Origin of the sequence: Duganella caerulea (assembly GCF_040362985.1) — a bacterium.
GTDB lineage: Bacteria > Pseudomonadota > Gammaproteobacteria > Burkholderiales > Burkholderiaceae_D > Rugamonas > Rugamonas vulcania.
Genome location: NZ_BPWJ01000003.1, coordinates 736,290 through 761,919, shown reverse-complemented (window position 1 = coordinate 761,919; position 25,630 = coordinate 736,290). Strand labels below are relative to the sequence as shown.

The following is a 25,630-nucleotide window of genomic DNA, read 5'->3' as shown; positions in this document are numbered from 1 at the left end:
TTAAATCCTACCTATCGATATATTCGATTTCCCAGCAAAGGTAACGTATGCGCGACCCCGGCCTCCCCTCCCTCGACCAGCTGCGTGTGTTCATCGCCGTCATCGACCACGGCGGCTTCGCCCACGCGGCGCGGGCGCTGCACCGCACGCAGTCGGTGATCAGCTACACCATCGCCAACCTGGAGGAGCAGCTCAACGTCGCGCTGCTCGACCGCACCAAGCGCAAGCCGGTGCTGACCGAGGCCGGCAAGGCGCTGCTGGCCGACGCCCGCGCGGTCTCGCTCAAGGTGGACGGCATGCGGGCGCGCGCCAAGGCGCTGTCGGCCGGGCTGGAGGCGGAAGTGTCGGTGGTGGTGGACGTGATGTTCTCGACCTGCAAGCTGGTGCGCATCCTGCACGCCTTCCAGCAGGAGTTCCCGACCGTGGCGATGCGCCTGCGCACCGAAGCGCTGGGCGCCGTCACCCAGCTGGTGCTCGAGCGCGAATGCCACATCGGCATCAGCGGCTGGATGCCGGGCACGCAGGACATCGTCGAGCGCCAGAGCTGCGGCTACGTGACCATGGTGCCGGTGGCCGCGCCCGAGCATCCGCTGGCGCAGATCCAGGGCGTGATCCCGAGCGCGGTGCTGCGCGAGCACACCCAATTAGTGTTGACCGACCGCAGCACGCTGACCAAGGGCCAGGACTTCGGCGTGCTGGCCCTGCGCGACTGGCGGCTGGGCGACCTCAGCTCCAAGCACGCGCTGCTGCGCAGCGGCATCGGCTGGGGCAATATGCCGGTCGAGTTTGTGCAGTGGGATCTGGATGCGGGGCGGCTGGTGCAGCTGCGGGTCAGCGAGGGCAGCGCCTTCAGCTTCCCGCTGTACGTGATACGGCGCGGCGACGAGGAGCCGGGCCCGGCCACGCGCTGGCTGATGCAGCAATTCCTTGACCTGGAGCAGCCGGCCGTGTCGCCGCCCAACCACGACATGCGGCCGTCGCCGGTGGCGGGCGATCCGGGCGTCAGCCACATGTATCACCGCCTGAGCGATCCGCCCAGGGAGGCCAAGCCGTCCAGCAAGGCGGCAGGCAAGCCGGGACCGCTGCCGCCGCTCGGCACCACCCCGCCAGGCGTGGCGGCGCCGGCTCCTATTTCACTCCGGCGGCGCTGAGCTTGACGCGCAGGCGGCGGATCTCTTCCGACAGGTCGACCACCAGCGCGGCGACATCGTCGTTGGCGTCGAAGTCGCGCTCGATCTGGCACAGCCGGCGCGCGCGCACCAGGTCGGCGCTGGTGAAGCGCCAGGCCACGTGGTCGCCGTCGGCGCTGTCGAGCAGGATGCCGGTGCGTACCCGCTGCACCACCCAGTCCGGCTCCACGGCGCAGGCCTGCGCCAGTTCCTCCACGGTCAGCGCGGCTTCGTCGATCAGCACCGCTTCCAGGATCGCTTGTCCCATGTTCATCCTCCCGCGCGCGGGTTGAACGCCAGTTCGCGCGCCATCGTTTGATACAGTTCACGTGCCTTGTCGGTGGTGGCCGGCGGCAGCACCACCTCCAGCAGCAGGTAAAGGTCGCCGGCGGTCTTGCCGGGGATGCCGCGCCCGCGCAGGCGCAGCTTGCGTCCGCTCTGCGAGCCGGCCGGCACCGTGACGGTGACCTTGCCGGACGGCGTGTCGACGTCGATCTCGCCGCCCAGCGCCAGCTCCCACGGCGCCACCGGCACCGTCTCGTAGACGTCGCGACCGTCGATGCGGTAGCGGGCGTTGGGGCGGAACTGGATTTCCAGGTACAAGTCGCCCGGCCCGGCCGCGCCCGGCTGGCCCTGGCCCGACAGGCGCAGCTGCTGGCCGGCCGTCACGCCTTTCGGGATGTTGACGCTGAGGTTGCGCTCGCGCGTGAGGATGCGGTCCTGGGCGTCGCGCTCGGCCACCGTCAGGCCGATGGTGCGGGTGGCGCCGTGGTAGCTGTCGGCCAGGTCGATGCTGATGCTGGCGTGGCTGTCCTCGCCGCGCCGCGGCGCCTGGCGCCGGCGGCCACCGCCGCCCAGGTTGGCGAACAGGTCGGCGAAGAAGTCGCTGCCCATGGCGTCGCCGCCGAAGCCGCCGCCGCCACCATTGCCATTGCCGAAGCCGTGCCCCCAGTCCGGCGGCGGGCGGAATTCCTGGCCGGCGCGGTACTGGTGGCCGCGTCCGAGCTCGTCGTAGGCGGCGCGTTTCTCGGCGTCGCCCAGCACGCCGTAGGCCTCGTTCAGTTCCTGGGTCTTGTGCTGGGCGTCGGCCTCCTTGCTGACGTCCGGATGGTATTTCCGGACCAGCTTGCGGTAAGCCTTCTTGATCTCTTCCTCGGTGGCCGTCTTGGGCACGCCCAGGGTCTGGTAGTAATCCTTGTATTCCACGTTGCGCGCTCCCCGTCTTGCGTCTGTCACAGTCTAGCGCCGATCGCGGATCGGCGGCGTCCGCATGTCACTTCTGTACGCGTTTGTCCTTGGCGGGCGGCCGCGCTTCGAGCTCCCGCGCCGAGGACATCATGTCGTTGAAGTTCTTCAGCTCGGCGTACTCGCCCTTTTCCAGGACCAGGCAGCGGCCCTTGTAGTACTTGTTCTCGCACACTTCCCAGATGCCGCTCTGCACGACCACGCTGGAGGTCTTGTCATTGAAGCCCAGCTTGTCCAGGTCGGGCTCCGAGCCGTGCAGCTGCAGCGCGGGACCGCCGAAATGCGCGCGCGTGTAGAGCACGATGTCGCCCGCCTGCGCCGCCGCGGCGGCGCCCAGCAGGGTGGCGCAGACAAGTCGTTTCATGGCAGGGTCTCCAAATCGGGATCGTTGCCTGCATGATAGCGCATGACGGTCAACGGATCCGGCGCAGCGACGAAATGCGGTTGTTCATATTGTCCAGGTATTCGTAGCGGCCCGGCTCCAGCACGATGCACTGGCCGCCGTAGTCGGCGTGTTCGCACAGCTCCCAGCTGCCCTCGTTGACGATGATGGAACTGACCTGGTCGTTGAAGTCGTACTGGTCCAGCGTGCGCACCGCGTCGCGCAGGCCCAGCTTGGCGCCGCCGAAGCCGGACTTGGAGAACAGCACGATCGGTTCGCGGTGGCGGCCGTAGCCGTAGCCGCTGTCGCGGCCGCGGTCGTTGCGGTGGTCGTCGTCGCGGTAGTCGCGCCCGCCCCCGCCGCTGATTTCACGCACCGACGAGATGACGTCGTTGAACCCATCCAGCACCGGATACTCGCCGCGCTCGACCACCATGCAGCGGCCACGGTATTCCGAATGCTCGCACAGCTGCCAGGTGCCGGAGCGCACCACCACGCTGGAGGCGCGGTCGTTGAAGCCCAGCCGATCAAGGTCCGGCTCGCTGCCGCGCAAGGTCAGCGGCGGACCGGCGAAGTTGGAGTGGGTGAACAGCGTCAGCTCGCCCGCGTGCGCGGTGGCGGCGGCTGCGGCGGCCAGGACAAGGGCGGCGCGGGTCAGACGGTGCAGGATTGGTTTCATGATGAATATCGCTCAGGTAAAAAGTTGAACAGCCGGTGCCATGCACAGACAACGCTTATGCTAGCGCGTTGGCCGACAGGGCAATATGGCTAAATTGCAAGAAAATGTAATGATACAGCGCGGCGGGCTGGTCGGGACCGGGGTAGAATTGTCGCCCATCCTTTTTCGAGCGCCGCGCATGCCCCACGCCTTCCACCTGCCCGATCTCCGCCGCGAAGCGGCAGCCCTGTGGCGCCTGGCCTGGCCGATGCTGATCGGCCAGCTGGCCACGGTGGGCATGGGCGTGGCCGACGTGGCGATGACCGGCCACGCCAGCGCCGACGAGCTGGCGGCCGTGTCGCTGGGGGCGTCGATCTGGTCGATCATCCTGGTCACGGTCAGCGGCACCATGATGGCGATTAACAGCGTGGTGGCGCACGATGTCGGCGCCGGCGAACTGGGCAAGATTCCGCACGCGGTGCGGCAGTCGCTGTGGAAGGCGCTGGGCGTGGGCGTGCTGGCCATGCTGCTGGCCAACCTGGCCACCGCGCTGTTCGGCCACCTGCACCTGACGCCCTATGTGCAGGGCCAGGCCACGCTGTTCGTGCACGCGATCAGCATCGGCCTGCCGCCGTTCGCCGCCTACCGCGCGCTGTACGGCTACAGCACCAGCATCAACCAGACCAAGCCGGTGATGCTGATCGCCATCCTGGGCCTGTGCTTCAACGTGTTCGTCAACTGGCTGCTGGTGTTCGGCCACTGGGGCCTGCCCAAGCTGGGCGGGGTCGGCTGCGCGGTCGCCACCGGCCTGTGCATGTGGCTGATGCTGGCCGCCATGCTGGCCTGGATGCGCGTCGCGCCGGCCTACCGCGCCACCTATCCGTTCACCCACTGGGAAGGGCCGCACTGGCCGGAGATCCGCTCGATGCTGCGGCTGGGGCTGCCGATCGGGATCACCTATTTCGCCGAGGTCAGCGCGTTCGGCGCGGTCAGCCTGCTGATCGCGCGCTACGGTGTGGTGCAGATCTCGGCGCACCAGATCGCGCTGAATTTTTCCTCGCTGGTGTTCATGGTGCCGCTCAGCTTTGGCATCGCGCTGATCACCCGCGTCGGCCAGGCGGTCGGCGAAGGCAGCCCGGCGCGGGCGCGCTACGTGGCCTGGACCGGAGTGGGCATGTCGCTGGCGTTCGCCGTGCTGTCGGCGCTGTTCATCGTGCTGTGCCGCCGGCAGATCGCCGCCGCCTACACCTCCGACCCGGCGGTGCAGGAACTGTGCGTGCAGCTGCTCTTGTTCGCCGCGCTGTTCCAGCTGTCGGACGCCACCCAGGTCGCGACCTCGTGCGCGATCCGTGGCTACAAGGTCTCGCGCCAGCCGATGCAGATCCAGCTGCTGGCGTTCTGGGGCTTCGCGCTGCCGCTGGGCTGCTGGCTGGGACTGGCGCCGCAATGGCTGCCGTGGGCGCCGGCCGAGCCGATGGCGGCGGCCGGCTTCTGGATCGGGCTGGTGGTCGGGCTGACGGTGGCGGCGGTGCTCCTGAGCTGGGCCTTGCAGCGCTTGACGCTGGAGCGGGCGCGGGCCGGCGCGGACGTTGGCGTGGACGCCGCGCGCGCCTGAGGCGGCCGGGGCGGCTGGCGCGCCGCCATCCCCCTCCCCCGCCGACGCCGAAGGAAAAACGGTTTTCCACCGTGGATTCAGAACATTGCCGTCTCGCCATGGGCGAGCCGCTCTGGTATCGTCTCGGGTTCCGATAACCAAGAGACACTCACTCCATGCGCTTCATTCTCTGCTTCCTCGCCCTGCTGGCCGGCGCCAACGCCTCCGCCGAAAAACTGACACTGGACCGCCTGCACGCCGACCCGTTGCTGAGCGGCCCCGGCGTGCGCAGCCTGAGGGTCTCGCCGGACGGCGCCCGCGTCACCTTCCTGCGCGGCCGCGACGACAACCAGTTCCAGCTCGACCTGTGGGAATACAACCTGAAGGACAAGACCACGCACCGCCTGGTCGATTCGAAGAACCTGGTGCCGGACGAGCAGCTGTCGGACGCCGAGAAAGCGCGCCGCGAGCGCGAGCGCACCGCCAGCCTGAAGGGCATCCTCAGCTACAGCTGGTCGCCGGACGGCAAGCAGCTGCTGGTGCCGATCGCCGGCAAGCTGTACCTGATCGACGCAGGCAAGCCGGACGCCGCGCGCCTGGTCGCCTCGGGCAATGTGCTCGATCCCAAGATCTCGCCCAAGGGCCGCTACGTGTCCTTCGTGCGCGAGCAGAATCTGGTGGTGCTGGACCTGAGCACCGGCAAGGAAAAGCAGCTGACCACCGACGGCCAGGGCACCATCCACAACGCCGAGGCCGAGTTCGTGGCGCAGGAAGAGATGAGCCAGACCAGCGGCTACTACTGGGCGCCGGACGATTCCGCCATCGCCTACAAGCGCTACGACGAAGCGCCGGTGCCGGTGGTGCGCCGCTTTGAAATCTTCGCCGACCGCACCGACGTGGTGGAGCAGCGCTACCCTGCCGCCGGCGATCCGAACGTGCTGGTGCAGCTGAAGATCGTCTCGCCGGTCAGCGGCGAGATCCGCAACGTCGACCTGGGCGCCAACCAGGACATCTACCTGGTGCGCGCCGACTGGAGCGGCAACGCCAAGGCCTTGCTGTTCCAGCGCCAGAGCCGCGACCAGAAGAAGCTGGAACTGGTGTCGGTGGACGCCGCCACGCTGGCGCAAAAGGTCCTGATCACCGAGACCTCGCCGACCTGGGTCAGCATCTTCGACGACCTGCGCTTCCTGGCCAACGACAAGGGTTTCATCTGGTCGTCCGAGCGTAGCGGCCGCAAGCACCTGTACCTGTACGACATGCAGGGCAAGCTGCAGCACGCCATCACCAAGGGTGAATGGGGCATCGACCGCGTGCTGGCGCTCGACGAGAAAGGCGGCCGCGTGTTCGTGCAGTCGAACCGCGACGCCGTGATCGACAGCCAGACCTACGCACTCAAGCTGGACGGCAGCACGGCCGACAAGCCGCAGCGCATCACCCAGGGCGACGGCTGGCATGACTCCGCCTTCGCCCGCAACGGCGAGGTGTTCGTCGACACCTACTCCGATCCGGACACGCCGCCGCAGGTCAGCATCCGCCGTCCCGACGGTGCGATGATCAGCTGGCTGGAGCACAACGAGCTGAACGCCTCGCACCCGTACGGCAAATACCTGGACGCCCACCTGCACACCGAATACGGCACGCTCAAGGCCAAGGACGGCCAGACGCTGTACTACTCGATGATCAAGCCGAGCGGCTTTGACGCGTCGAAGAAATATCCGGTCTACCTGTCGACCTACGGCGGCCCGCACTCGCAGCACGTGGCCCGCCGCTGGGGCAACTTCTTCGACCAGTACATGGCGCAGCAAGGCTTCGTGGTGTGGCGCCTGGATAACCGCGGCTCGTCGCGCCGCGAGCGCGTGTTCACCGACGCCAACTACCACAATCTGGGCAAGGTGGAAGTCGAAGACCAGATCACCGGCATCGAGTGGCTGGGCAAGCAGAGCTTTGTCGACGCCAAGCGCGTGGGCGTGTTCGGCTGGAGCTACGGCGGCTTCATGACCTTGCGCCTGCTGGCAGAGGCCTCGGACAAGATCGCGATGGGCGTGTCGGTGGCGCCGGTGACCGACTGGTCGCTGTACGACACCCACTACACCGAGCAGTTCATGGGCACGCCGAAAGAGAACGCGGCCGGCTATGCGTCGGGCGGCGTTTACTCGCACCTGGACGGACTGAAATCGCCACTGCTGCTGATGCACGGCATGGCCGATGACAACGTGCTGTTCACCAACACCACGCGCATGATCGACGCGCTGGTCCAGCGCAATGTGCACTTCGAACTGATGACCTATCCGGGCGCCAAGCACGGCATCTCGGGCCGCGCGCCGCAACGCCATGTGTACGGCAACATCGAGGCCTTCTTCAAGAAGAATTTGATGCCGGAAACGAAATAAATCGTTTTCGTGTTTCCAAGGGACCTTCGGGTCCCTTTTTTTTGGTCTGGATTGAGCGGCCACAAGAGGCGATTTGTTGACCATTCGATAATGCCCGCTGCGGTGCATCCCGCACCGCCGCACTTACATTCCAGGAGGAATTATGGCTATCGATGTCTACCTGCAAATTGACGGTATCCGCGGCGAATCGGCCGACGACAAACACAAGGACTGGATCGAATGCAAGTCGGTCAGCTGGGCGGTGAGCCAGCCGAAATCGGCCACCGCGTCGACCGGCGGCGGCCACACCGCCGAGCGCTGCGAACACCACGATATCACCCTGATGAAGCTGGCCGACCTGGCCTCGCCGGTGCTGCTGCAGACCTGCTCGTCGGGCAAGACCATCCCCAAGGCCAAGTTTGAATTCATGCGCGCGGACGGCCAGGGCGAACGTGTGAAGTACTACGAAATCGAACTGGAAAATGTGTTGATCGGCGGGGTCTCGCCGAGCGTGGAGGAAGGCGACATTTTGACCGAGCATGTGTCGCTGAAATTCTCGAAGGTGAAGTGGCGCTACACGCAGCAGAAGATCAGCGGTGGCGCGGGCGGCAACACCGCCGGCGGCTGGGACCTGAGCACCAACCGCATTGCGGCGTGAGGTTGAGCGCGCAAATTGAGCGCGCAAATGAAACAAGCCGCGTGGCTTGCGACGGCCTTGGCCGTCTTCAGCGCACGCGGCTTTTTTATCCCGCAACGATATTAGTTGCGGTTGCCTTTGGTGATGTCCTTGACGGCTTCCTTGGCGTCGCCCAGGCCTTTTTGCAGTTTGCCTTCAGCTTGTTTGTTCAGGCCCTTGGCTTGCTGCTCCGAGCTGCCGACCATCTTGCCGGCCTCTTCCTGGATTTTACCGCCGATGTCTTTCGCAGTACCCTTCACTTGGTCCTTGTTCATGATGCACTCCTTGGTGGGTGATGAAGCTACAGGACACGCGGCCTTGTGCCGCATGCGATGGCTCAACTATAGGCAGACGCCGGCTGGCGTTCCGTGCGCTTGCGCACCTAAGGCTGCAATCAATGCTTGCGCCAGACGCTGGCCAGCCAGGGCTGCTGGTCGCGTGGCAAGCCTTGCGGGCGGTAGTAATGTTGAATCGCAACGAACCCAGCCTCCAGCAGGTAGCGTTCCCAGGTTTCGTAGTCGTAGTAGCTGCCGTAGCGCGGGCCGTTCCAGCCTTCGCGGTTGTCGCCGCGCGGGTTGGAACTGAACAGCACACCGCCGGATTTCAGCGCGGCGTGCAGGTCGCGCAACACCTTCGGCAGCGCCGCGCTGGGCACGTGGAACAAGGAGGCGTTGGCGTAGATGCCATCGAAAAAACCAGCAGGCAGGTCAAGTTGGACGAAGTCCTGCCGCCACGTTTCGCAACCGCTGTAGGCGCGCGCCATCTCGACGAATCGCGACGAGCCGTCGACGCCGATCGCTTCGTGGCCCAGCTCCCTGAAGGTCTTCAAGTCACGGCCGGGGCCGCAGCCCAGGTCCAGCAGGCGGTATGGCGCGGGGCCTTGGATCGCGTCCAGCAAGGCGGCGATGTTTTGGCTGACATCGTGGTCGATGGTGCCGGCGAAAAACTGCTCGGCGGTACGCTCGTAATGCTGCAGCGTGGTTTGAGTGATCTGCTCGATAGTGTCGGGTTCCATGCCACCAGTATATACGGCGGGTTATGGCGGCGATCAGTGACTCGGAAAAGAGACGCTCGCCCCGCAAAATTGTTTCATACATTCGGGGAATCGCTATATAGTTAGCCTATAGCAACGCGCTAATTACCCAGGAGATAAATATGAAACTTGATGCCCTGTTCCAGAATCCAACTGCGTTGCCCACCGCGCCTAAAGTCGTGGAAGAGCTGATCAGCAGTTTCGACAAGGCCAGCGTCTCGACCGAAGAGATCGCGAAAAAACTGTCGACGGATCCGGTGCTGAGCGCCAAGCTGCTGCGCCTGGCCAACTCGGCCTACTACCACGTCTCGCGCAGCATCGGCACCGTGGAAGATGCGGTGCTGATGCTCGGCTTCGTCACCGTGCGCACGCTGGTCATCAGCTCCGGCCTGGTCAGCGGTTTCAAGACCGTGCCCGGCCTCGACCTCAAACAATTCTGGCGCTACAGCCTGCACACCGCGGTGTCGGCCAAATGGATTGCCAAGAAGACCAAGGAAAACACCGACCTCGCCTTCACCATCGGCATGATGCACGCCATCGGCCAGCTGGTGATCCACTCGGCGATGGCCGAGCAGGCGATGGCGCTCGACAAGGTGGCCGGTCCGCTGGACCCGCGCCGCCTGGACGCCGAGCAAGCTTCGTTCGGCTTCACCTTTGCCGACGTCGGCGCCGAGCTGGCCAAGCGCTGGAAGTTCCCGCTGACCTTCTCGGAAACCATCCTGGCCTTCCCCGAGCCGCACCACAACGGCGAGCTGAACCGCTTGGCCGCCGTGGTCTCGCTGGCCGCCTGGCGCGCCCGTGTCGAGCAGGCCCAACTGAGCGACGATGAAATCGAAGCCTGCTACCCGGCCGACCTGGCCGAGGAACTGGGCCTGGACGACAACGCCCTGATCGATGAAATGCCTTCGCCGGACGAATTGAGCGCCGGTTTGGAGGAGCTGGTCAAATAAGCCAGCTTGTCTAATTTGCATGAAAGAGCCCCGTGTGGCCGTGCGACGATCTTGAGCGTCGCATGCGCACACGGGGCTTTTTTCGACTTTTTTCAAATATTTTTTCAAAACACCCTAAAGTTCGCGTTTAAGGCGACGTTAATCAGGACATGCGGTAATCCGTTTTAACTAAACTAGGGTGAGAACATGACCTCCACCGAAGTCCTCTCGATGTACGAAAACATTGCCGGCCTGTCCAATCAAATGGCTGCCGCCGCGCGTCTGGGGGATTGGGACGGTCTGAGCCGCCTGGAAGCGCAATGCGCCACCGCCGCCCGCCCGGCCGATGCCGGCGTGCCCAGCCTGAGCGGCGCCCCGCGCCTGCGCAAGATCGACCTGCTCAAGCAAATCCTGGCCAACGACCGCGCCATCCGCGACGTCACCGAGCCATGGCTGAACAACGTGCCGGGCATGGCGCGTCAATAACAGCAACCGACATAAAAAAAGCGCCCGAGGGCGCTTTTTTACGTCTGCATGGCGATCAGCTCGTCAGCGCCACGCGCAGCGACAGCGCGATGCCCTGCGCCGCCTGGGTGATCTCGTCCAGCGACGGGAAGCTCGGTGCGATGCGGATATGGCTGTCCTTCGGATCGTTACCGTACGGGAAAGCCGCGCCGGCCGGCGTCAGCGTGATGCCGGCTTCCTTGGCCAGCGCCACGGTGCGCTTGGCCGAACCCGGCGGCGTCACCAGATCGATGAAATAGCCGCCCAGCGGACGCGTCCACGACACGCCCGGCACATCGGCCAGATAGCGCTCGAACTGCGCCAGCACCGCGTCGAACTTCGGCTTGAGCAGCAGGCGATGCTGTTCCATCAACGCTTCCACGGTCGGCAGGTCCTTCAGCAGCTGCACGTGGCGCAGCTGGTTGATCTTGTCCGGGCCGATGCTGCGGATGCCGGCGTGCTTGGTCCACCAGGCGATGTTGGCCGGCGAGGCCGCCAGCGCGGCGACGCCCGAACCAGCCCAGCTCACCTTGGACGACGACGCGAACACGATCGCGCGGTCCGGGTTGCCGGCCTGCGCGCACGCGTCCAGGATGTTGGCCACAGCCAGCTTCTGCTCGCCCAGGTGGTGGAAGCGGTAAGCGTCGTCCCACATCAGGCGGAAGTCCGGCGCCGCCGTCTTCATGGCCGCCAGGCGGGCCACCACCTCATCCGAGTACACCACGCCACCCGGATTGCTGTACTTCGGCACGCACCACATGCCCTTGATGCTGGCGTCCTCGGCCACCAGTTTCTCCACCAGGTCCATGTCCAGGCCGGAGTCGTTCATCGGAATGTTGATCATCTTGATGCCGCGCGCCTCGCAGATGGCGAAGTGGCGGTCGTAGCCCGGCACCGGGCACAGGAAGGTCACCGGCTCGCGCACCCACGGCGCATGGCCGGGCGTGCCGTTGAGCAGGCTGTAGATGATTACGTCATGCATCAGCGACAGGCTGGCGCTGCTGTCGACCACGACTTGCGCGGCCGGCACGTCCAGCAGCTGGCAGAACAGCGCGCGCGCTTCCGGCAGGCCGATGGTGCCGCCGTAGTTGCGGCAATCGGTGCCGTCGGCGGCCTTGTAGCTGTCCAGCGAGCCCATCAGGGCGTTCGACAGGTCCAGCTGCTCGGGGGCTGGCTTGCCGCGGGACATGTCCAGCTTCAGGCCAAGTTGTTTGAAAGTTTGGTATTGCTCGTGATGCTGAGACTGAAAATCTGCTGCGGTCATAAGGCTCTTTCAGAATGGGGAAGACGGTGGGCGTCGAACACTATAACCCAGAACCCCTGAGCCGGATAAGAGCGAGCTCGTTATAAGCTTATTACCTTTTTATTGTTTTTCCATCATGGATTCCGGTGTGACCTCATGCAGCGGCGGCGCCTCCATCGGCGTATCGCCCTCGGCGGTCGGCTTTTTCTTGCGGAAGCCCTGCCAGATCTGCAGCGGCCCGCTGCCGCGTTTCTTGCGCAGATAGAAGTACCCGCCCGCGCCCAGCAACAGCGCCAGCGCGCCGGCTCCACCCGCGATCAGCGGCCAGTTGCTGGCGGCCGGCTCCGGCGGTTTTTCCTTTTTGTACTTCAGTTTGGGCAACACACGCACCTTCTTGACCGGCGCGCTCGCTTCAACGGACGCCGATTCAGCCCCGCCAGCAGCCGCAGCGCTGGCGGACACAGACGCCGAAGCCGAAGCGCCATGCGCCTCCCCGTGTCCCGCACCGCCCGCGCTGGCGTGGGCGCTGGCGCCCGCCGCATCGGCCGGCGCCGGACCCGCGCGCGCAGCCGAAGCCGCCCCTTCATGCCCCGCTGCCCCGCTGTCATGCCCAGCCGCCGCCGCGCCCTGCGCGCCGGACGCCGCAGACGACGCCTTGCTGGCCGCCCCGCCCTGCCCGCCGGACGCAGCAGCCGGCGCCGCGCTGGCCGCTCCGCCGTGCACGCCGGATGCCACAGATGGCGCAGGACTGGCCGCCCCACCCTTCGCCGCCAGCGCGCCTTGCAGCAGCTTGACCCTGCCCTCCAGCTCGACCAACTTGCTGGACAACTCGACACTATGCGTATCAAGCGCCGCGCATTCTTTCGCGGTCATGCCGGACGGCGTGCACGCCACCGGCGCGGCCGGCCGCTTCACGCCCTTGGGCAGCGGCAGTGGCGGCAAAGGCAACAAGGCCTGCGCCACGCCCAACGGCACGGCCCCGCCAGCCTGATCCGCCTCCCCGCCGCCAGCCTTGTCCGCAATTGGCCGGCGTGCAGGCAGCGGCGCCGGAGCCGGCCGCCGCACAGGCGATGCCAATCCCGCCGAGGACCGCAAGCCGCCCGGCTCGCCCACTTCAGATTCATGCGCGGCCGGCATCGGCGCCGGGCGCGTCCTGTCGCGCACCGGCGCGGCGGCCGGCGCAACCGGAGTTTGGGCCGAGGCCGGGGCTTGGGCCGGCGCCGGCGCCGGCGCAGCCGCCTGAACCGCCCGCTCCGCCCGCGCCAGCAACGCCGCCTGCGCCGCCGTCGGGGCCGGCAACGGCGGCGGTGCCGGATTCGGATCCGCCTGCAGCCACACGGTCGCGGCGCGCACATCCTGGCGCCCGGCCGCGCTCAGCTCCAGGAACAAATGAACATACTCGGCATCGATGGCGCGGGTGGTGGTGAGATGCAGGAACTGGCGGCCGTCGCGCCGCACCACGGTCATGTGCAGCGAACCCAGCGCCGGATTCATCGTGATGTTGGCGCCGCGATACACGTCCTGCTGCGCCAGCCGAACCTGCAACGCCGACACCTCGTCCGGCGCCAGCTGCACCAGCTCGATGTCGGCCGCCAGCGGCTGGCCGATGTAGGATCGCACGGCGATATCGCCCAGCTCCGCCGCAGGGGCGGCGGTGGCCAGCAATAAGGCGCCGGCTAGGATCGAGGTCAGGAGAGTGTTGCGCTGCATGTTGGGGTCGCTTGGCCGCGAATTCTTAAAGTGTATCAGCTATAACGGCTGATTTTCCCGGTTTTGTAGCCCTAGGTTAATTTTTCCAGACTGCGCTACACTGGACGGACCTTGGCAAATACACATGATTGCCATTCCCGTGCAAAGGAAAAACCATGAACACCAGAAGTGAACGTGACAGTTTCGGCCCGATCAACGTCCCCGACCACCAGTTGTGGGGCGCGCAAACCCAGCGCTCGCTGGAGCATTTCCGCATCTCCACCGAGCGCATGCCGCCCGAGCTGATCCACGCGCTGGCCAGCGTCAAGCGCGCCGCCGCGCGCGTCAACCTCGACCTGGGCCTGCTGGAGGGCGACAGGGCCATCGCCATCACCCAGGCGGCCGACGAGGTACTGGCCGGCAAGCACCCGACCGAATTCCCGCTGGCCGTGTGGCAGACCGGCTCCGGCACCCAGTCCAACATGAACATGAACGAGGTGCTGGCCAACCGCGGCTCCGAGCTGATGGGCGGCGTGCGCGGTGAATCGCGCAAGCTGCACCCCAACGACGACGTCAACAAGGGCCAGTCGTCGAACGACATCTTCCCCACCGCCATCCACGTGGCCGCCGCGCAAGCCTTGGCCGGCAACGTGCTGCCGGCGCTGCGCCAGCTGCGCGACCAGCTGCACGCCAAGGCCGAGGTCTTCGCCGACATCGTCAAGATCGGCCGCACCCATCTGCAGGACGCCACCCCGCTGACGCTGGGCCAGGAGTTCTCCGGCTACGTGGCCCACCTCGACTTCGCCGAGCGCGCCATCAGCACCGCCCTGCCCGGCGTGCTGCAGTTGGCGGCCGGCGGCACCGCGGTCGGCACCGGCCTCAACGCCCACCCCGAGTACGCGCACCGCATCGCCGCCGAGCTGGAGCACACGCTGGCCCTGCCCTTCCGCAGCGCCGACAACAAGTTCGCCGCGCTGGCCGGCCACGACGCCCTGCTGTCGGCGCACGGCGCGCTCAAGACGCTGGCCGCCGCGCTGATGAAGATCGCCAACGACGTGCGCTGGATGGCGTCCGGCCCGCGCTCCGGCCTGGGCGAGATCACCATCCCGGAAAACGAGCCGGGCAGCTCCATCATGCCGGGCAAGGTCAATCCGACCCAGTGCGAAGCGCTGACCATGCTGTGCTGCCAGGTGTTCGGCAACGACGTCGCCATCACCATGGGCGGCGCCTCCGGCAACTTCGAGCTCAACGTCTACAAGCCTCTGATCGCCCACAACTTCCTGCAAAGCGCGCGCCTGCTGGCCGACGGCATGCGCAGTTTCGACGAACACTGCGTGCACGGCATCGAACCGAACCGCGAGCGCATCGCCGAGCTGATGGAACGTTCGCTGATGCTGGTGACGGCGCTGGCGCCGCACATCGGCTACGACAAGGCGGCCGCCATCGCCAAGAAGGCGCAGCACGAGGGAAGCACGTTGAAGGAGGCCGCGCTGGCGCTGGGCTACGTCAGCGCCGAGCAGTTCGAGCAGTGGATCGTGCCGCTGGACATGACCCGACCCGGCGCCAAGGGCTAGAAGGTGACTCAAAATGAGCGTGGCTAGGCGCGGCGACGAAGACAGTGCAGCTGCACGGCAAGGAGCCGCAACGACGCCACGGTCATTTTGAGACGCCTTCTCAGAAGCCCCGAGAATAGCGCACGCCGGTGAGCCAGTCCGGCTTGGCGCCGGCGTCGTGGCCGGGGTTGACCCGCCACATGACGGCGCCGGTCACCTTGCCCAGGCGGCCATCGCGGCCGAACGTGGTGGTGTAGCCGAATTCCAGGTCGCGCTCGGTCGCGGTCGGGCGCAAGTTCAGCGTCGGCGCGCCGAAGGCCGGAGCGCCGGGATCGCCGCTCTGTGGCGCCGCGCCGCTGTATTGCAGCGTGCCGGCCCGCACCTTGGCCGGCACCGACAAGGTCACGGCAAAGCGGTCGTGGCTGTTGAACAGCTCGCGCGTCGACAGTCCCACGCTGAACGCCATCGTGCGCACCGACGACACCTGGGCGATCAAACTGTCCGGATTGCCGATGCCCTCGGTGCGGCCGTACGACGCCATCAGCATCAATGCGCTGCGCGAACTGAGCGCGTAGCCCAGCGAGGCCGAGGTGAAGGTGGTGGTGGGCCGGGTGTTCATCGCCAGCGCCGGCGCCTGCTGCGAACCCAGCACCGAGCCGGTCTCGCGCAAGATGCCGACGGTCAGGATGCCGACCGCGCGCCCCATTTTCTTTTCAAAATCAGCACTGGTGAGGAAACGCTTGCTGTGCTCGTTAAGCATGGGGCCGAGCGGATCGAGCAAGGCCAGGTTGTCCGGCAAGGCGCCGACATGCAGGCGCGGCCCGCCGCTGAAGAGCGCGCCGTAGCGCGCCGCGCCCTCGCCCTGCAACTGCTCGCTGAGCGCGGACTGGCGGTCCGCCGCATCGAACAGCAACGACGAATTGGCCCGTTTTTCAAACGCGGGCGGCGGTTTTTGCGGGGCGAAGGGATCGGGTGTGGCGGCGCCCGCCAAGCCGGAAAGCGGGCACATCAAGACTGCGACTGGCCAGAGATACTTGTTCATGGTGCAACTCGCTGAGGGCAAACCATGCTGCACAAAAATTCAGCAGTTAACTCAGGATAGCAAGCTTTTTGCCCGACGGCAACCTCAACCGTGAGGCAAACATCGAGTAAACTGCGGCCCTGTCGGAATGCCGCTACACTATCAAAAGCTGGCACCGGCACCGATTTCACATCATAGCAACAGAGGATAAAATGCAGAAAGTAAGTTTTGAATTGAGCGGCGAATTCGTTGAGCTAAATCAGTTGCTCAAGCTGGTGGGCCTGTGCGACAGCGGCGGCGCCGGCAAGATGATGGTCGCCGAAGGCGGCGTCAAGGTCGACGGCAAACAGGAATTGCGCAAGACCGCCAAGATCCGCGCCGGCCAGCAAGTGAGCGTCGGCGACGTGCGCATCAGCGTCGTTGGCGTGTAATTTCTCTTGCATTTGGGCAATAACAGGCTAAGCTGAAGCGTGTGGCGGGGAGGCCCGTTTGACGCAGCGCAAACCGGCGGCAGCCCGCGCCGATATATTGAAATGGCCTGCCGCCCGGCTTGTTCAACCAGTTTCATTTATGACCAGGGGAACGTCATGGACGATCCTGCACCCAATATGCAAACACAGGAACGCCTGCTCGACGACCTGCGGCAAGTGATCGAAAACGCCGAGGAACTGCTCAAGAACACCGGCCAACACCACGGCCTGCTGTATCAGGCGGCGCGCGCCAAGCTGGCGCAGGCGCTGCTCACCGCCACCGAGGAACTGGCGCGCTTCGAGGATGTCCAGCTCAACCGCATGATGGAGCTCACCGCCGCCGCCAACCGCCTGCACAAGGACCTGACCGGCGAGGCCAAGCTGCTGCGCGCCTTCCGCCCTACTTAAACGGCGCGGCGTCCGGCCAGCCAGGCGTCCAGCGACAATTTTCCCGGACCGTAGGCCACCAGCACCAGCAACATCGCGCCCCAGTAGAAGTGGTCGTTGATCGCGGCCGGGCACTCGAAGGTCAGCAGCTGCGGGTAGGAAATCACCGCCATCGCGTTCACCAGGAACAGCGCCAGCGCCGCCGGCCGCGACACCAATCCCACGCACAACAGCACCGGCAGCGCCAGCTCGCCGGCAGCGCCGAAGTAGGCCGCCAGGTCCGGCGGCAGCAGCGGCACCTTGTATTCGTCGTGGAACAGCGCCAGCGTCGCGCTCCAGTCGCTGACCTTGATCAGGCCGGCCTTGAAGAATTGCCAGCCCACGTACCAGCGCAACGCCAGGCTCATCAGGGAACCGCCCCACGCGGTGAGTGCCCCGTCGAAGCGGGAAATTTGTTGGTGCCAGCCGAGGATAGTTTTCATCATTGCGCTTTCAAAATTAGTTAGTCGCCGCTAGGCGTCTATCCTGACAATCAATGCGTGATCTATCCATTGCTGCAGATTGGCGGCGATGTCGTAGTCGTCGTCGCGCTCGAAGGCCGCGTCCAGCGCCGCGCCGAACGCGCCGCCCGCCGCCAGCACCGACAAGGCCGCATGGCTGGCCGCCGTCAGCGGCAGCACCTGGGTCTTCCAGCGCGGCCGCGTGACCAGCCCGTAATCCGGCGCCGCCAGCTCGGCCGGGAACGGCACGCCGCTGCCGGCCTGGTGCGCCTGCCACAGCGATATCGTCGCCCACTCCGACGCCAGCAGCGTGCAGGCCGGATGCAGCGTCAGCCGCGCGGTTTCGATCTGCTCCGGCGTCAGCGCCGCCATCTGCTGCGCCGTCACGCCGTCCGCCGACGGCGCGTAGTGGGCGCGGTGCAGCGTCCATTCCAGCGTCGCCATGTCCGGCAGATAGGGGTAGTCGGCCACATGCGGGAAGGTGCGCAGGAAGGCGGCGAAGTGGGCACCGAAGCGGTTCAGGTCGCCGTTGTCGGAGGGATGGGCGCGGCCGTACGCCTGCGCCAGGCCGCCGAAGAATTCCTCGCCCACCAGTTGCTGGATCACCGGATAGGCCGCGCCCAGCGTCTTGCTCCAGGTGGCGCTGAGGTTGCCGCGATACAGCGCGTAGCGGTGCTCGTTGCGCTCGCCCTTGAACAGCGCCAGCGCGGCCGACGTCTGGCGCGCATCGAACAGCGCGCCGGCGAAGGTCTGCTGGCTGGCGGCCAGCGCCGGCGCCTGCTCGCCGGCCGGACTCTGCGAGTCGGCCGCTGCCGCCACCTGCTCGTTGGACGCCGCGTGCGCGTCGGCCGCTGTCCGCCGACCGGCAGCTGCCTGCCCTGCCGGGAGCGGCGCCTCGGCCACGGCGACATAACGCCGATGCAGCGCCTCAGCCTTCTCCGCCTCGCCCAACAGCACGCTCAGCTCGGGAATATCGGTATCCCATTCGATCAGCGTCGGCACCGCGCCGAAGCGCCGCAACGCCGCCTCGTACAGCCGCCAGACCGGCTCGGCCACGGTGTCGCCGTGATGGTCGATCACCGCTTCCGGCGTCACCAGATGGCCGGCCAGGTGCATCTCGCCCACCATGCCGGGCCGGATCGCGGCGATCGCGGCCAGCGCGTCCTCGCCGTGGTTGCATTGGTTGACGTAGAGATTGTTAATGTCGAGCAGCAGGCCGCAGCCGGTGCGCGCCGCCAATGCCGCCATGAACTCCGCCTCGCTCATCGCGTCCGCGTGGAAGCGCACATAGGTCGACACGTTTTCCAGCAGTAGCTGGCGCTTGAGCACATCCTGCACCCTGCCCACGCGCGCGCACAGCAGGTCGAGCGCGGCCTGGTCCAAGGTCAGCGGAAGTAAATCGTTGAGTTGCCGGTCGCCGACGGCGCTCCAGCACAGATGTTCGGACACCAGCATGGGCTCCACGCGCTGCACCAGCGCGCGCACGCGGTCGAGATGCTGTTCGGAGAAGCCGCGCGCCGAGCCCAGTCCCAGGCCGACGCCATGCAGGCTGATCGGATAATCGCGCCGCAATTGCTGCAGCACGTGCCAGTCCCAGCCGGCTTGATCGAGATAATTTTCGGTGTGGACTTCGAGCCAGGCGGCGCGCGGCCGCTGCTCGATGAATTGCCGGTAATGCGGAGCCCTCAGCCCCACGCCCACGCCCGGCATCGGCTGCGCTGGACCTGGCAAGGACATGGCTCCGCGACCGGCAGCGCGATTACTTGGCTGGCGCAGCAGTTTTGCCGCCGGCTTTTTCGCAGGTGCCCTTGGCCACATACTTCCACTCGGCGGCGCCGTTGTCGGTCTTCGACTGGCCGGCGCAGGAGTGCGAACCATTGGCGGCGGCGCAATCGTTCTGGCCAGCCTTGGCGATGCCGAAGCACTTCTCTTTTTCAGCCGAGGCCGACGCGGTCGCGGCGGAAGCGGTGACGGCGGAAGCGGCGTATACGGTGGCCAGGGCGGCGGCGATCAGGGCTTGACGTTTGTTCATGGTAAGTCTCCTCAAGGATGAAGTTAGGTTGTGCAACGCAAATCGTCTGCAACTGTACGGTAGTCGGCCAACGGCGGGCAGTCCTTACAGTTTTTTTCGGATTTTTTTCAACACTGCCGAGCAAACGCAGCGTACCAGCAATAACGCGATTACGCATCATTCTGTTAACCGGGTTCAAATCGGGAAATTGCGCCGGACGCGGACATGCACCGGCACGCTGCGCACCGGGCGGTGCGCAGGACAGTAACGCGGCGCCGGGCGGGCCGCAACGACGCCGTTCAGGCTGTCGTGTTGATCGTGTTGCCGAGGTGCGAAGGCAGGTTCGGCGCCGACGGCACCGGCGGAATCGCCTCGATCAGGGCCGCGGCGCTGGACGCCTGGATGTCCTGGGCCTTCTTCAACACCGCCACGCCGACCGCCTGCTTGGTGCCGGTGTCCGCGATCGTGGTTGCTACTTGAGCAATGCCTGAAATGTCCATGTGATCCTCCAATAAGGCGTATCACTTCTTTTACGGACGTTCTGCGGCCAACTTTAGGCGTTGGACGAAACTTTTTTCAAATAGGCCTCCAGCCAGGCTTGCACCGCCTGGGGCTGGTTCACATCCAGCCAGTCCACGCCCGGCCGCAGGTCCGCCGGCGCGGGCTGGTCGGAGGCGACCGCGATCACGCGTCCATCGTCAGGATACAGCGGCGGCTTGCCGGCCGCCGCGCGATACACCTCCAACTTGGCGACCGGGTAGGATTTGAAACCTTCCAGCAGGGTCAGGTCGGCGGGCGCGAGGCGGTCCAGCTGCTCATCCAGCGACGGCTCGGGCGCGCCGCGCAGCTCGCGCACGATGGCGAACCGGAACGGCGACGCCACCATCACCTCGGCCGCGCCTGCCATGCGCAGGCGCGCGCTGTCCTTGTGCGGCGGCTCCAGCTCCAGGTCGTGGTGGCTGTGCTTGACGACGTTGACCTTCAGCCCGCGTGCCGCCAGGCCGGCGATGAGCACCTCCAGCAGCGTGGTCTTGCCGCTGCCCGAGGTTCCGACCACGGCCAGTACAGTGCGCTCACGCGCGGGTATGTCTTGTTGCATTGCCAGCCTCTCCACAGCATCTCGTCGCCGCCATTATACGCAGCAACATCGACGCGGGCACGGCAGCGCCTTACTCCTCGTTCAGGGCCTTGAAGCGTTCGTTGCGGGCGCCGCGCGCGCCCAGCAGCAACAAGCCGACGCAGATCAGGCCGGCGGCATCTGCGCCGGTCTCCTGTTGCGTGGACGGCGACTGTGCCGCGGCGTGTGCGCGTGGAACAGCGAAGGCGGCGGCTATCAGCAGCGGCAACAATTTCAGGTATTTCATCGTATTTCCCGTGCATGAATATCAATGATGGAAAAATATCATTTCTACATGACGGGCGGATGACAGCTTTCAATACGGAACGCGGTAGCGATAGCCCTTGAAATTGAACACCGCCTCGCGCGGCTGCAGCTTCTCCAGGACCAGGCCGGCAGCGACCTCCTCGCCTTCGTGGCGCAGGACCTTGTCGATCAACAGCAGCCGGTCGGCCGGGTTCTTGGAATAAATGTAGCCGCCGACCGCGATGTGCGGAATGGAACGCTGGATAGGTTCCGGCAGGTCGCGCAGGTTCTGGACCGGCTCTTCCGGCGCGGCGGCCGGCTTGGCGGCCTGGTCGGCCATGGCCGTCTGCTCGGCAGGCTGCGCCGAGGGATGCGGACGCGGCACAGGCGTCACGGTCGCCACCGGCGGCGGCAAGGCGACAGCCTGCGGCGCGTTGGCTGCCGGAGCGGCAGACGCAACCTGCGGCGCACCCAGTGCCGGCGTAGCGGCCGGCTGAACGTCGAGGGCTGGTCCGGCCGTAGCCGGGCCAGTCGCCGTCGGCGCGTTGACGCCCTGGGCAGCGGTCATCTGAGCAGCCGCTGGGGCGACGGCCGGCGCAAGCGTGGCCTGCGGCATGGCTGCCGGCTGCTGTGCCGGGCGCAGCACCAGGACCAGCAACACCACGACCGCCACGCCCATCGCCAGCAACGCCAGCACCAGCGGCTTCTTCAGCACACCGCCGGCCGCCTCGCGCTCCGTCCCGTGCAAGGTCGGCGCGTGCAGCGTGGGCGCGCTGCCCAGCTGACGTTCCGCCTGCGCCTTCTTCAATGCTTCCAAAATATACGACATATTATTTCCCCGCCCCGGCGCCTACATCAGCGCGCGCCAGCAGGCGCGGCTCCTGCACGCCGCCCAGCTGATACAGCCGGATGAAAGTTTTCGGACCGGCCACGCCGTCCGCCTTGAGATGCTGCTCGGTCTGGAAATCGACCAGGCGCGCGCGCAGGCCGGCGCTCAGCGGCTGATCGTCCAGCGGCTTCTTCAGCCCGTAGATCTGGGCCAGGCGCCGCGCCAGCCAGTCCACGTCGGGACCGTGATCGCCGCCGGAGACCTCGTCGCGCCAGCTGCGCGGCGCGCGCCAGAACGTGGTGAACTCGCCGTCGAAGCGCGCCGCCAGCGCGTCCAGGCCGATGCGCTGCGGCTTGCCGCCGGGGGCGACGATAGTTGCGCCGCCGTCGTCGATTGCCGTCAGCAGCACATAATTGGGCGCGGTGGGATCGTCGTGCAGGGTCAGCATCGCCGGACGATCCAGTAGACGCAACTCCGCCATCCCGCCCTTGACCTGCAGACAGCGCAGGTTCAGGCGCGCCGCCGTGGGACAAGGCTCGCCGTCCGGCAGCGCCAGCCCCCAGATCGCCGCCAGCTGGCGCAAGGCCGCCGCGCTGCCGCCCTGTGCGACTGTGGGCAACGCGCCCTCCCCGCTCAACGCGGACGCGGAGCCGGCAAGCGCCGCCTTGGCTGTCGGCGCAGTCGGGGAACCGGCAAGCGCTGCCCGAGACACCGCCCCCGCCGCAGCCCCGGCAAGCGCCGCCCTGGGCGCAGCCAGCGGCGCCGAAGCCGCCTGCGCGCCCGGCAAGGCCGGCTTGACATCGCGCGCCGCCAGCTGCCAGCCCGCCACGCTGAGGATCACGCCACCCAGCACGCCGGCCGCCACCCAAGGCCAGCGCGCCCCGCCGGCCCGCCCACCCTCGCCGGCCGACGCCGCGTCAGGCTTGGCAAACACCTCGGCCGCCGCCTTGCGCAGGATGTTGCGCGTCACCTGCGGCTGGTTCTCCACATACGCGCCCAACAACGCCCGGTCGCACAGCAGATTGATACGGCGCGGCACGCCCTTGGCCAGGCTGTGCACCAGCCCCATCAGCCGGCGCGGAAAAGGCGCGATCGCCGCCGCGCCCGCCACCGCCAGGCGATGCTCGATATACGCCCCGGTCTCCGCCTCGCTCAGCGAGCCCAGGTGATAGCGCGCGATCACCCGCTGCGCCAGCTGCTCCAGCTCCGGCCGCGCCACCATCGCGCGCAGCTCCGGCTGGCCGATCAGGATGATCTGCAGCAGCTTGCGCTCGCTGGTCTCCAGGTTGGTCAGCAGACGCAGCTGCTCCAGCACCTCGGCCGACAGGTTCTGCGCCTCGTCGATGATCAGCACGTTGTTGCGGCCCTGCGCATGGCTGTCCAGCAGATAGGCGTTGATCGCATCCACATAACCCTTCACGCTGATCCGCCCCTCCGGCGCCAGCGCGATGCCGAACTCGTCGCAGATCGACAGCAGCAGCTCCTCCACCGACAGCTTGGGATTGAAGATGTAGGCCAGCTTGCAGTTGTCCGGAATCTGCTCCATGAAGCAGCGGCACACTGTGGTCTTGCCGGCGCCGATCTCGCCGGTCAGCAGCACGAAGCCGCCGCCGCTGCCCACGCCGTACAACAGATGCGCCAGCGCCTCGCGATGGCGTTCGCTCATGAACAGGTAGCGGGGATCGGGCGCGATGGAAAACGGCGACTGTTTCAGATTGAAAAAATGCGTGTACATGAAGACCCTGGCGATGCGCTACTTCAAGCGCTGGCGCACCGGCGGCGGCTGCACCGGCGGCAAGGGCTTGAACTTGGCGCAGTAAATCTTGGATTTGGTGTCGAAGTAGACGATGCGGCTGGCCGGCTTGGCCTCGCGCACCGGATATGCCGAACTGTCGATTCTCGCATAATGCAGGCCGACCTGGGCGATGATGGCGCGCTCCAGCTCCTCCGGCGTAGCCTCGGCCACGGCGCCGACGAAGATATAGGTGCTGGTGTCGTCGCTGACCATGACCTCGGAAATCGGCGTGCCCCACAGGTTGGCGCCGTCGGTCTTGAACCAGTAGGCGCCGCCGTCGTGCTTGTACGCCGGGCCGAACGCCTTCAGCAGATAGTCGTAGAAATACAGGTTGTCGGTCTGGTCGCGGCACAGCAGGCCGTTGCCGATGATGGTGCCGAAGGTGGTCGGCACCGACTGCGCGCCGGCCGCGCAGCAGGCGGCCGCCAGCCCGGCGACCAGGGCGCCGCGCAGCATACCCGGAAAGGACGGCATTATAGTTTCGACAGCCAGGAGCGGTTGGCGCTGATGCGCGCCTTGGCCGTGGCCGGAAGGGCTTCGTAACAGCCAGGATATTGTTTCAAGGCGCTTTCCCGAATTTCCTTCTGCAAGCCGTTAATCAAAAAAATATACAGCACCGAGCCATCCTCTGTATTTTTGGTTCCCATATATCTGATCATGTGTACTCCCTTGATCCGCCAGGTATTCCCCGGCAATACATGCTGGCGTCCATTATGACATTTAACGGCGGCGCCGGGCCGAAGTTGAATCACGGTTCACCACCGATATTTTGCAGCTGATCCCCCTGTTACGCGCGTCCGTCCCATTCCGCGCGCCGCCGGCCGGCAATTGTCATATCGTTCAATCCTCGCCACTTCCCATCATCGAGAACAATATGAAGCAGACGATCAAACACACCGCGCTGGTTTCCGCCCTGTTGCTGGCATCGCTGGCCGGCACCGCCGCCTTGGCCGACACCCCAAAGGACGACAGCACCGGCACCGAAACGCGCACCGTCGCGGCCTTCAGCAAGCTCGCCATCAGCGGCCCGTTCCGGGTGATCGTCACGGCGCAGCCGGGCAACACCATCGAACTGTCCGGCCTGCGCCGCCAGTTCGCCGACATCGAAACCTCGGTCAGCGGCGACACCCTCACCGTGCGCCAGCCGCGCACGAAAAGCAAGGGCTGGACCTTCAATTTCAGCTGGGGCAAGGACAACAAGCCGCCGATGACCATCCGCATCAGCGCGGCCGGCCTGAAAAGCCTACGCAACTCCGGCAGCGGTGACGTTGATCTGCAACAATTCCAAGGGCAACAATTGACCTTGACCTCGGAAGGCCCCGGCGATGTGCACGCCAGCGGCAGCGTGCGCGACTTGACGGTCGAGGCCTCCGGCAGCGGCGACCTCGACCTGCGCACGCTCAAGGCGGCCAGCCTGAACCTGACCATGAGCGGCCCCGGCGACGTCAGCGCCGGCGGCATGACACAGGACGTCAACCTGTCGGTCACCGGCTCGGGCGACCTCGACCTCGACGACCTGCACGCCAACAAGATCAACGCCTCGATGCACGGGCCGGGTTCGGTGTCACTGCAGGGGGCAACCAAGGAAATCCGCGTCGAGATCGCAGGCTCGGGCGACCTGGAGGCGTGCGCGCTCAACACCGAGGCGGCCAGCGCCATGCTGCACGGCCCCGGCGAAGCCTGCCTGTCCGGCGCCATCAAGAAATTCGACGCCGAGGTGCACGGCTCGGGCGACCTGACCGTGCGCGGGCTGATGGCGCCCACCGCGCGCGCCCTGCTCAGCGGGCCGGGCAATATGAACCTGTCGGGCAGCGTGGGCGTGCTCAGCGCGGAAGTGAGCGGCTCGGGGGATCTGGAGGGGCAGGCGCTGCAGGTGGCGCGCGCCGTCACGCGCAGCCGGGGGCCGGGCAACATCTTCCTGAACAAGGTCAGCGACGCGCTCGACGCCGAGCTCAGCGGCTCAGGCGACCTCAGCGCCACCGCCGCCTGCAAGAACGTCAAGCTCAACATGCACGGCCCGGGCGAAGTCAAGCTCGAAGGCAAGACCGACACGCTGGTCGCGCAGCTGAGCGGCTCGGGCAGCCTGCACGCGCGTCAGTTGTGGACCAGCCAGGCCGACGTCCACGTCAGCGGTCCCGGCAACGCCACCGTCAACGTCGCCGACAAAACCACCACCTACGACCGCAAAAACACCAAATAAAATTGGGGTC

The 25,630-nt window shown here is 66.3% G+C and carries 29 protein-coding genes; 10 read left to right on the top strand and 19 right to left on the bottom strand.

Features of this window, described 5'->3' with window-relative positions; translation table 11 throughout:
* The first annotated feature begins 47 nt into the window (after positions 1 to 47).
* On the top strand, positions 48 to 1,151 hold the full coding sequence (locus ACUJB0_RS12630; RefSeq protein WP_444845522.1) for a LysR family transcriptional regulator: 1,104 nt from the start codon (positions 48 to 50) through the stop codon (positions 1,149 to 1,151).
* Here the strand turns inward: ACUJB0_RS12630 and ACUJB0_RS12625 are convergent.
* The 4 genes from ACUJB0_RS12625 to ACUJB0_RS12610 all read right to left on the bottom strand — a co-directional run bounded on the left by ACUJB0_RS12625 (position 1,129) and on the right by ACUJB0_RS12610 (position 3,475).
* On the bottom strand, positions 1,129 to 1,437 hold the full coding sequence (locus tag ACUJB0_RS12625) for a chaperone modulator CbpM (protein WP_444845521.1): 309 nt from the start codon (positions 1,435 to 1,437) through the stop codon (positions 1,129 to 1,131). The genes ACUJB0_RS12630 and ACUJB0_RS12625 overlap by 23 nt on opposite strands.
* A gap of 2 nt (positions 1,438 to 1,439) precedes the next feature.
* Positions 1,440 to 2,375 carry a DnaJ C-terminal domain-containing protein gene (locus ACUJB0_RS12620; protein WP_444845520.1) on the bottom strand — a complete coding sequence of 312 codons (936 nt, stop codon included), beginning with the start codon at positions 2,373 to 2,375 and terminating at the stop codon, positions 1,440 to 1,442.
* Positions 2,376 to 2,442: 67 nt separating this feature from the next.
* Complete coding sequence (locus ACUJB0_RS12615) at positions 2,443 to 2,778, bottom strand: beta/gamma crystallin-related protein (RefSeq protein ID WP_444845519.1); 336 nt, start codon at positions 2,776 to 2,778, stop codon at positions 2,443 to 2,445.
* A 49-nt stretch (positions 2,779 to 2,827) separates the two neighbouring features.
* Positions 2,828 to 3,475, bottom strand: coding sequence for a beta/gamma crystallin family protein (locus ACUJB0_RS12610; protein WP_444845518.1), 648 nt, complete (start codon positions 3,473 to 3,475; stop codon positions 2,828 to 2,830).
* Between the two features lie 178 nt (positions 3,476 to 3,653).
* Between ACUJB0_RS12610 and ACUJB0_RS12605 the strand changes: the two genes are divergently transcribed.
* The 3 genes from ACUJB0_RS12605 (at position 3,654) to ACUJB0_RS12595 (ending at position 8,075) form a co-directional block, all read left to right on the top strand.
* Positions 3,654 to 5,069 (top strand): MATE family efflux transporter, encoded by a 1,416-nt coding sequence (locus ACUJB0_RS12605; protein WP_444845517.1) that lies wholly within the window; start codon positions 3,654 to 3,656, stop codon positions 5,067 to 5,069.
* 155 nt (positions 5,070 to 5,224) lie between these two features.
* Positions 5,225 to 7,438: a S9 family peptidase gene (locus ACUJB0_RS12600; protein ID WP_444845516.1), complete on the top strand. Its 2,214-nt coding sequence runs from the start codon at positions 5,225 to 5,227 to the stop codon at positions 7,436 to 7,438.
* A gap of 142 nt (positions 7,439 to 7,580) precedes the next feature.
* Positions 7,581 to 8,075: an Hcp family type VI secretion system effector gene (locus ACUJB0_RS12595; RefSeq protein WP_444845515.1), complete on the top strand. Its 495-nt coding sequence runs from the start codon at positions 7,581 to 7,583 to the stop codon at positions 8,073 to 8,075.
* A gap of 101 nt (positions 8,076 to 8,176) precedes the next feature.
* Here ACUJB0_RS12595 and ACUJB0_RS12590 read toward each other — a convergent pair whose 3' ends face one another.
* A complete protein-coding gene (locus tag ACUJB0_RS12590; RefSeq protein WP_161093062.1) occupies positions 8,177 to 8,368 on the bottom strand; it encodes a CsbD family protein in 192 nt (63 codons plus the stop codon).
* 119 nt (positions 8,369 to 8,487) lie between these two features.
* A complete protein-coding gene (locus ACUJB0_RS12585) occupies positions 8,488 to 9,108 on the bottom strand; it encodes a class I SAM-dependent methyltransferase (protein WP_444845514.1) in 621 nt (206 codons plus the stop codon).
* A gap of 140 nt (positions 9,109 to 9,248) precedes the next feature.
* Here ACUJB0_RS12585 and ACUJB0_RS12580 point away from each other — a divergent pair, with 140 nt between their 5' ends.
* The gene (locus ACUJB0_RS12580) at positions 9,249 to 10,076 is read left to right on the top strand and encodes an HDOD domain-containing protein (protein WP_117015511.1); all 828 of its coding nucleotides are present in this window, start codon (positions 9,249 to 9,251) and stop codon (positions 10,074 to 10,076) included.
* Positions 10,077 to 10,262: 186 nt separating this feature from the next.
* Entirely contained in the window at positions 10,263 to 10,541 is a 279-nt protein-coding gene (locus ACUJB0_RS12575) for a flagellar protein FliT (protein ID WP_161093060.1), read from the top strand.
* 55 nt (positions 10,542 to 10,596) lie between these two features.
* On the opposite strand, the gene ACUJB0_RS12570 is transcribed toward ACUJB0_RS12575, so the two are convergent.
* Both ACUJB0_RS12570 and ACUJB0_RS12565 read right to left on the bottom strand, forming a co-directional pair.
* Complete coding sequence (locus ACUJB0_RS12570; RefSeq protein ID WP_444845513.1) at positions 10,597 to 11,823, bottom strand: aspartate aminotransferase type Ic; 1,227 nt, start codon at positions 11,821 to 11,823, stop codon at positions 10,597 to 10,599.
* Between the two features lie 99 nt (positions 11,824 to 11,922).
* Positions 11,923 to 13,512 (bottom strand): type IV pilus assembly protein FimV, encoded by a 1,590-nt coding sequence (locus ACUJB0_RS12565; protein ID WP_444845512.1) that lies wholly within the window; start codon positions 13,510 to 13,512, stop codon positions 11,923 to 11,925.
* Between the two features lie 155 nt (positions 13,513 to 13,667).
* Here ACUJB0_RS12565 and fumC point away from each other — a divergent pair, with 155 nt between their 5' ends.
* A complete protein-coding gene (gene fumC / locus ACUJB0_RS12560; protein ID WP_444845511.1) occupies positions 13,668 to 15,065 on the top strand; it encodes a class II fumarate hydratase in 1,398 nt (465 codons plus the stop codon).
* Between the two features lie 100 nt (positions 15,066 to 15,165).
* On the opposite strand, the gene ACUJB0_RS12555 is transcribed toward fumC, so the two are convergent.
* Entirely contained in the window at positions 15,166 to 16,053 is an 888-nt protein-coding gene (locus tag ACUJB0_RS12555; protein WP_444845510.1) for a hypothetical protein, read from the bottom strand.
* A 224-nt stretch (positions 16,054 to 16,277) separates the two neighbouring features.
* Here ACUJB0_RS12555 and ACUJB0_RS12550 point away from each other — a divergent pair, with 224 nt between their 5' ends.
* Complete coding sequence (locus tag ACUJB0_RS12550; RefSeq protein WP_161087641.1) at positions 16,278 to 16,496, top strand: RNA-binding S4 domain-containing protein; 219 nt, start codon at positions 16,278 to 16,280, stop codon at positions 16,494 to 16,496.
* A 156-nt stretch (positions 16,497 to 16,652) separates the two neighbouring features.
* Positions 16,653 to 16,943 (top strand): DUF883 family protein, encoded by a 291-nt coding sequence (locus ACUJB0_RS12545; protein ID WP_161087640.1) that lies wholly within the window; start codon positions 16,653 to 16,655, stop codon positions 16,941 to 16,943.
* On the opposite strand, the gene ACUJB0_RS12540 is transcribed toward ACUJB0_RS12545, so the two are convergent.
* The 10 genes from ACUJB0_RS12540 to ACUJB0_RS12495 all read right to left on the bottom strand — a co-directional run bounded on the left by ACUJB0_RS12540 (position 16,940) and on the right by ACUJB0_RS12495 (position 24,079).
* Entirely contained in the window at positions 16,940 to 17,404 is a 465-nt protein-coding gene (locus tag ACUJB0_RS12540) for a DoxX family protein (protein WP_444845509.1), read from the bottom strand. The genes ACUJB0_RS12545 and ACUJB0_RS12540 overlap by 4 nt on opposite strands.
* A 30-nt stretch (positions 17,405 to 17,434) precedes the next feature.
* Positions 17,435 to 19,159 (bottom strand): MNIO family bufferin maturase, encoded by a 1,725-nt coding sequence (gene bufB, locus ACUJB0_RS12535; RefSeq protein WP_444845508.1) that lies wholly within the window; start codon positions 19,157 to 19,159, stop codon positions 17,435 to 17,437.
* Positions 19,160 to 19,181: 22 nt separating this feature from the next.
* Complete coding sequence (locus tag ACUJB0_RS12530) at positions 19,182 to 19,454, bottom strand: BufA1 family periplasmic bufferin-type metallophore (RefSeq protein WP_444845507.1); 273 nt, start codon at positions 19,452 to 19,454, stop codon at positions 19,182 to 19,184.
* A 278-nt stretch (positions 19,455 to 19,732) separates the two neighbouring features.
* On the bottom strand, positions 19,733 to 19,933 hold the full coding sequence (locus tag ACUJB0_RS12525; protein ID WP_161093236.1) for a YjfB family protein: 201 nt from the start codon (positions 19,931 to 19,933) through the stop codon (positions 19,733 to 19,735).
* Positions 19,934 to 19,986: 53 nt separating this feature from the next.
* Positions 19,987 to 20,532, bottom strand: a complete 546-nt coding sequence (gene mobB, locus ACUJB0_RS12520; RefSeq protein ID WP_444845506.1) for a molybdopterin-guanine dinucleotide biosynthesis protein B — start codon at positions 20,530 to 20,532, stop codon at positions 19,987 to 19,989.
* Between the two features lie 70 nt (positions 20,533 to 20,602).
* Positions 20,603 to 20,797 carry a hypothetical protein gene (locus ACUJB0_RS12515; protein ID WP_444845505.1) on the bottom strand — a complete coding sequence of 65 codons (195 nt, stop codon included), beginning with the start codon at positions 20,795 to 20,797 and terminating at the stop codon, positions 20,603 to 20,605.
* A gap of 69 nt (positions 20,798 to 20,866) precedes the next feature.
* Complete coding sequence (locus tag ACUJB0_RS12510; RefSeq protein WP_444845504.1) at positions 20,867 to 21,625, bottom strand: general secretion pathway protein GspB; 759 nt, start codon at positions 21,623 to 21,625, stop codon at positions 20,867 to 20,869.
* A gap of 1 nt (position 21,626) precedes the next feature.
* Entirely contained in the window at positions 21,627 to 23,360 is a 1,734-nt protein-coding gene (locus tag ACUJB0_RS12505; RefSeq protein ID WP_444845503.1) for an AAA family ATPase, read from the bottom strand.
* A gap of 18 nt (positions 23,361 to 23,378) precedes the next feature.
* Positions 23,379 to 23,894: a hypothetical protein gene (locus tag ACUJB0_RS12500; RefSeq protein ID WP_444845502.1), complete on the bottom strand. Its 516-nt coding sequence runs from the start codon at positions 23,892 to 23,894 to the stop codon at positions 23,379 to 23,381.
* Positions 23,894 to 24,079: a hypothetical protein gene (locus ACUJB0_RS12495; protein ID WP_117015534.1), complete on the bottom strand. Its 186-nt coding sequence runs from the start codon at positions 24,077 to 24,079 to the stop codon at positions 23,894 to 23,896. The genes ACUJB0_RS12500 and ACUJB0_RS12495 overlap by 1 nt, the downstream gene beginning before the upstream one ends.
* Positions 24,080 to 24,294: 215 nt before the next feature.
* Between ACUJB0_RS12495 and ACUJB0_RS12490 the strand changes: the two genes are divergently transcribed.
* On the top strand, positions 24,295 to 25,620 hold the full coding sequence (locus ACUJB0_RS12490) for a GIN domain-containing protein (protein ID WP_444845501.1): 1,326 nt from the start codon (positions 24,295 to 24,297) through the stop codon (positions 25,618 to 25,620).
* Positions 25,621 to 25,630 lie beyond the last annotated feature (10 nt).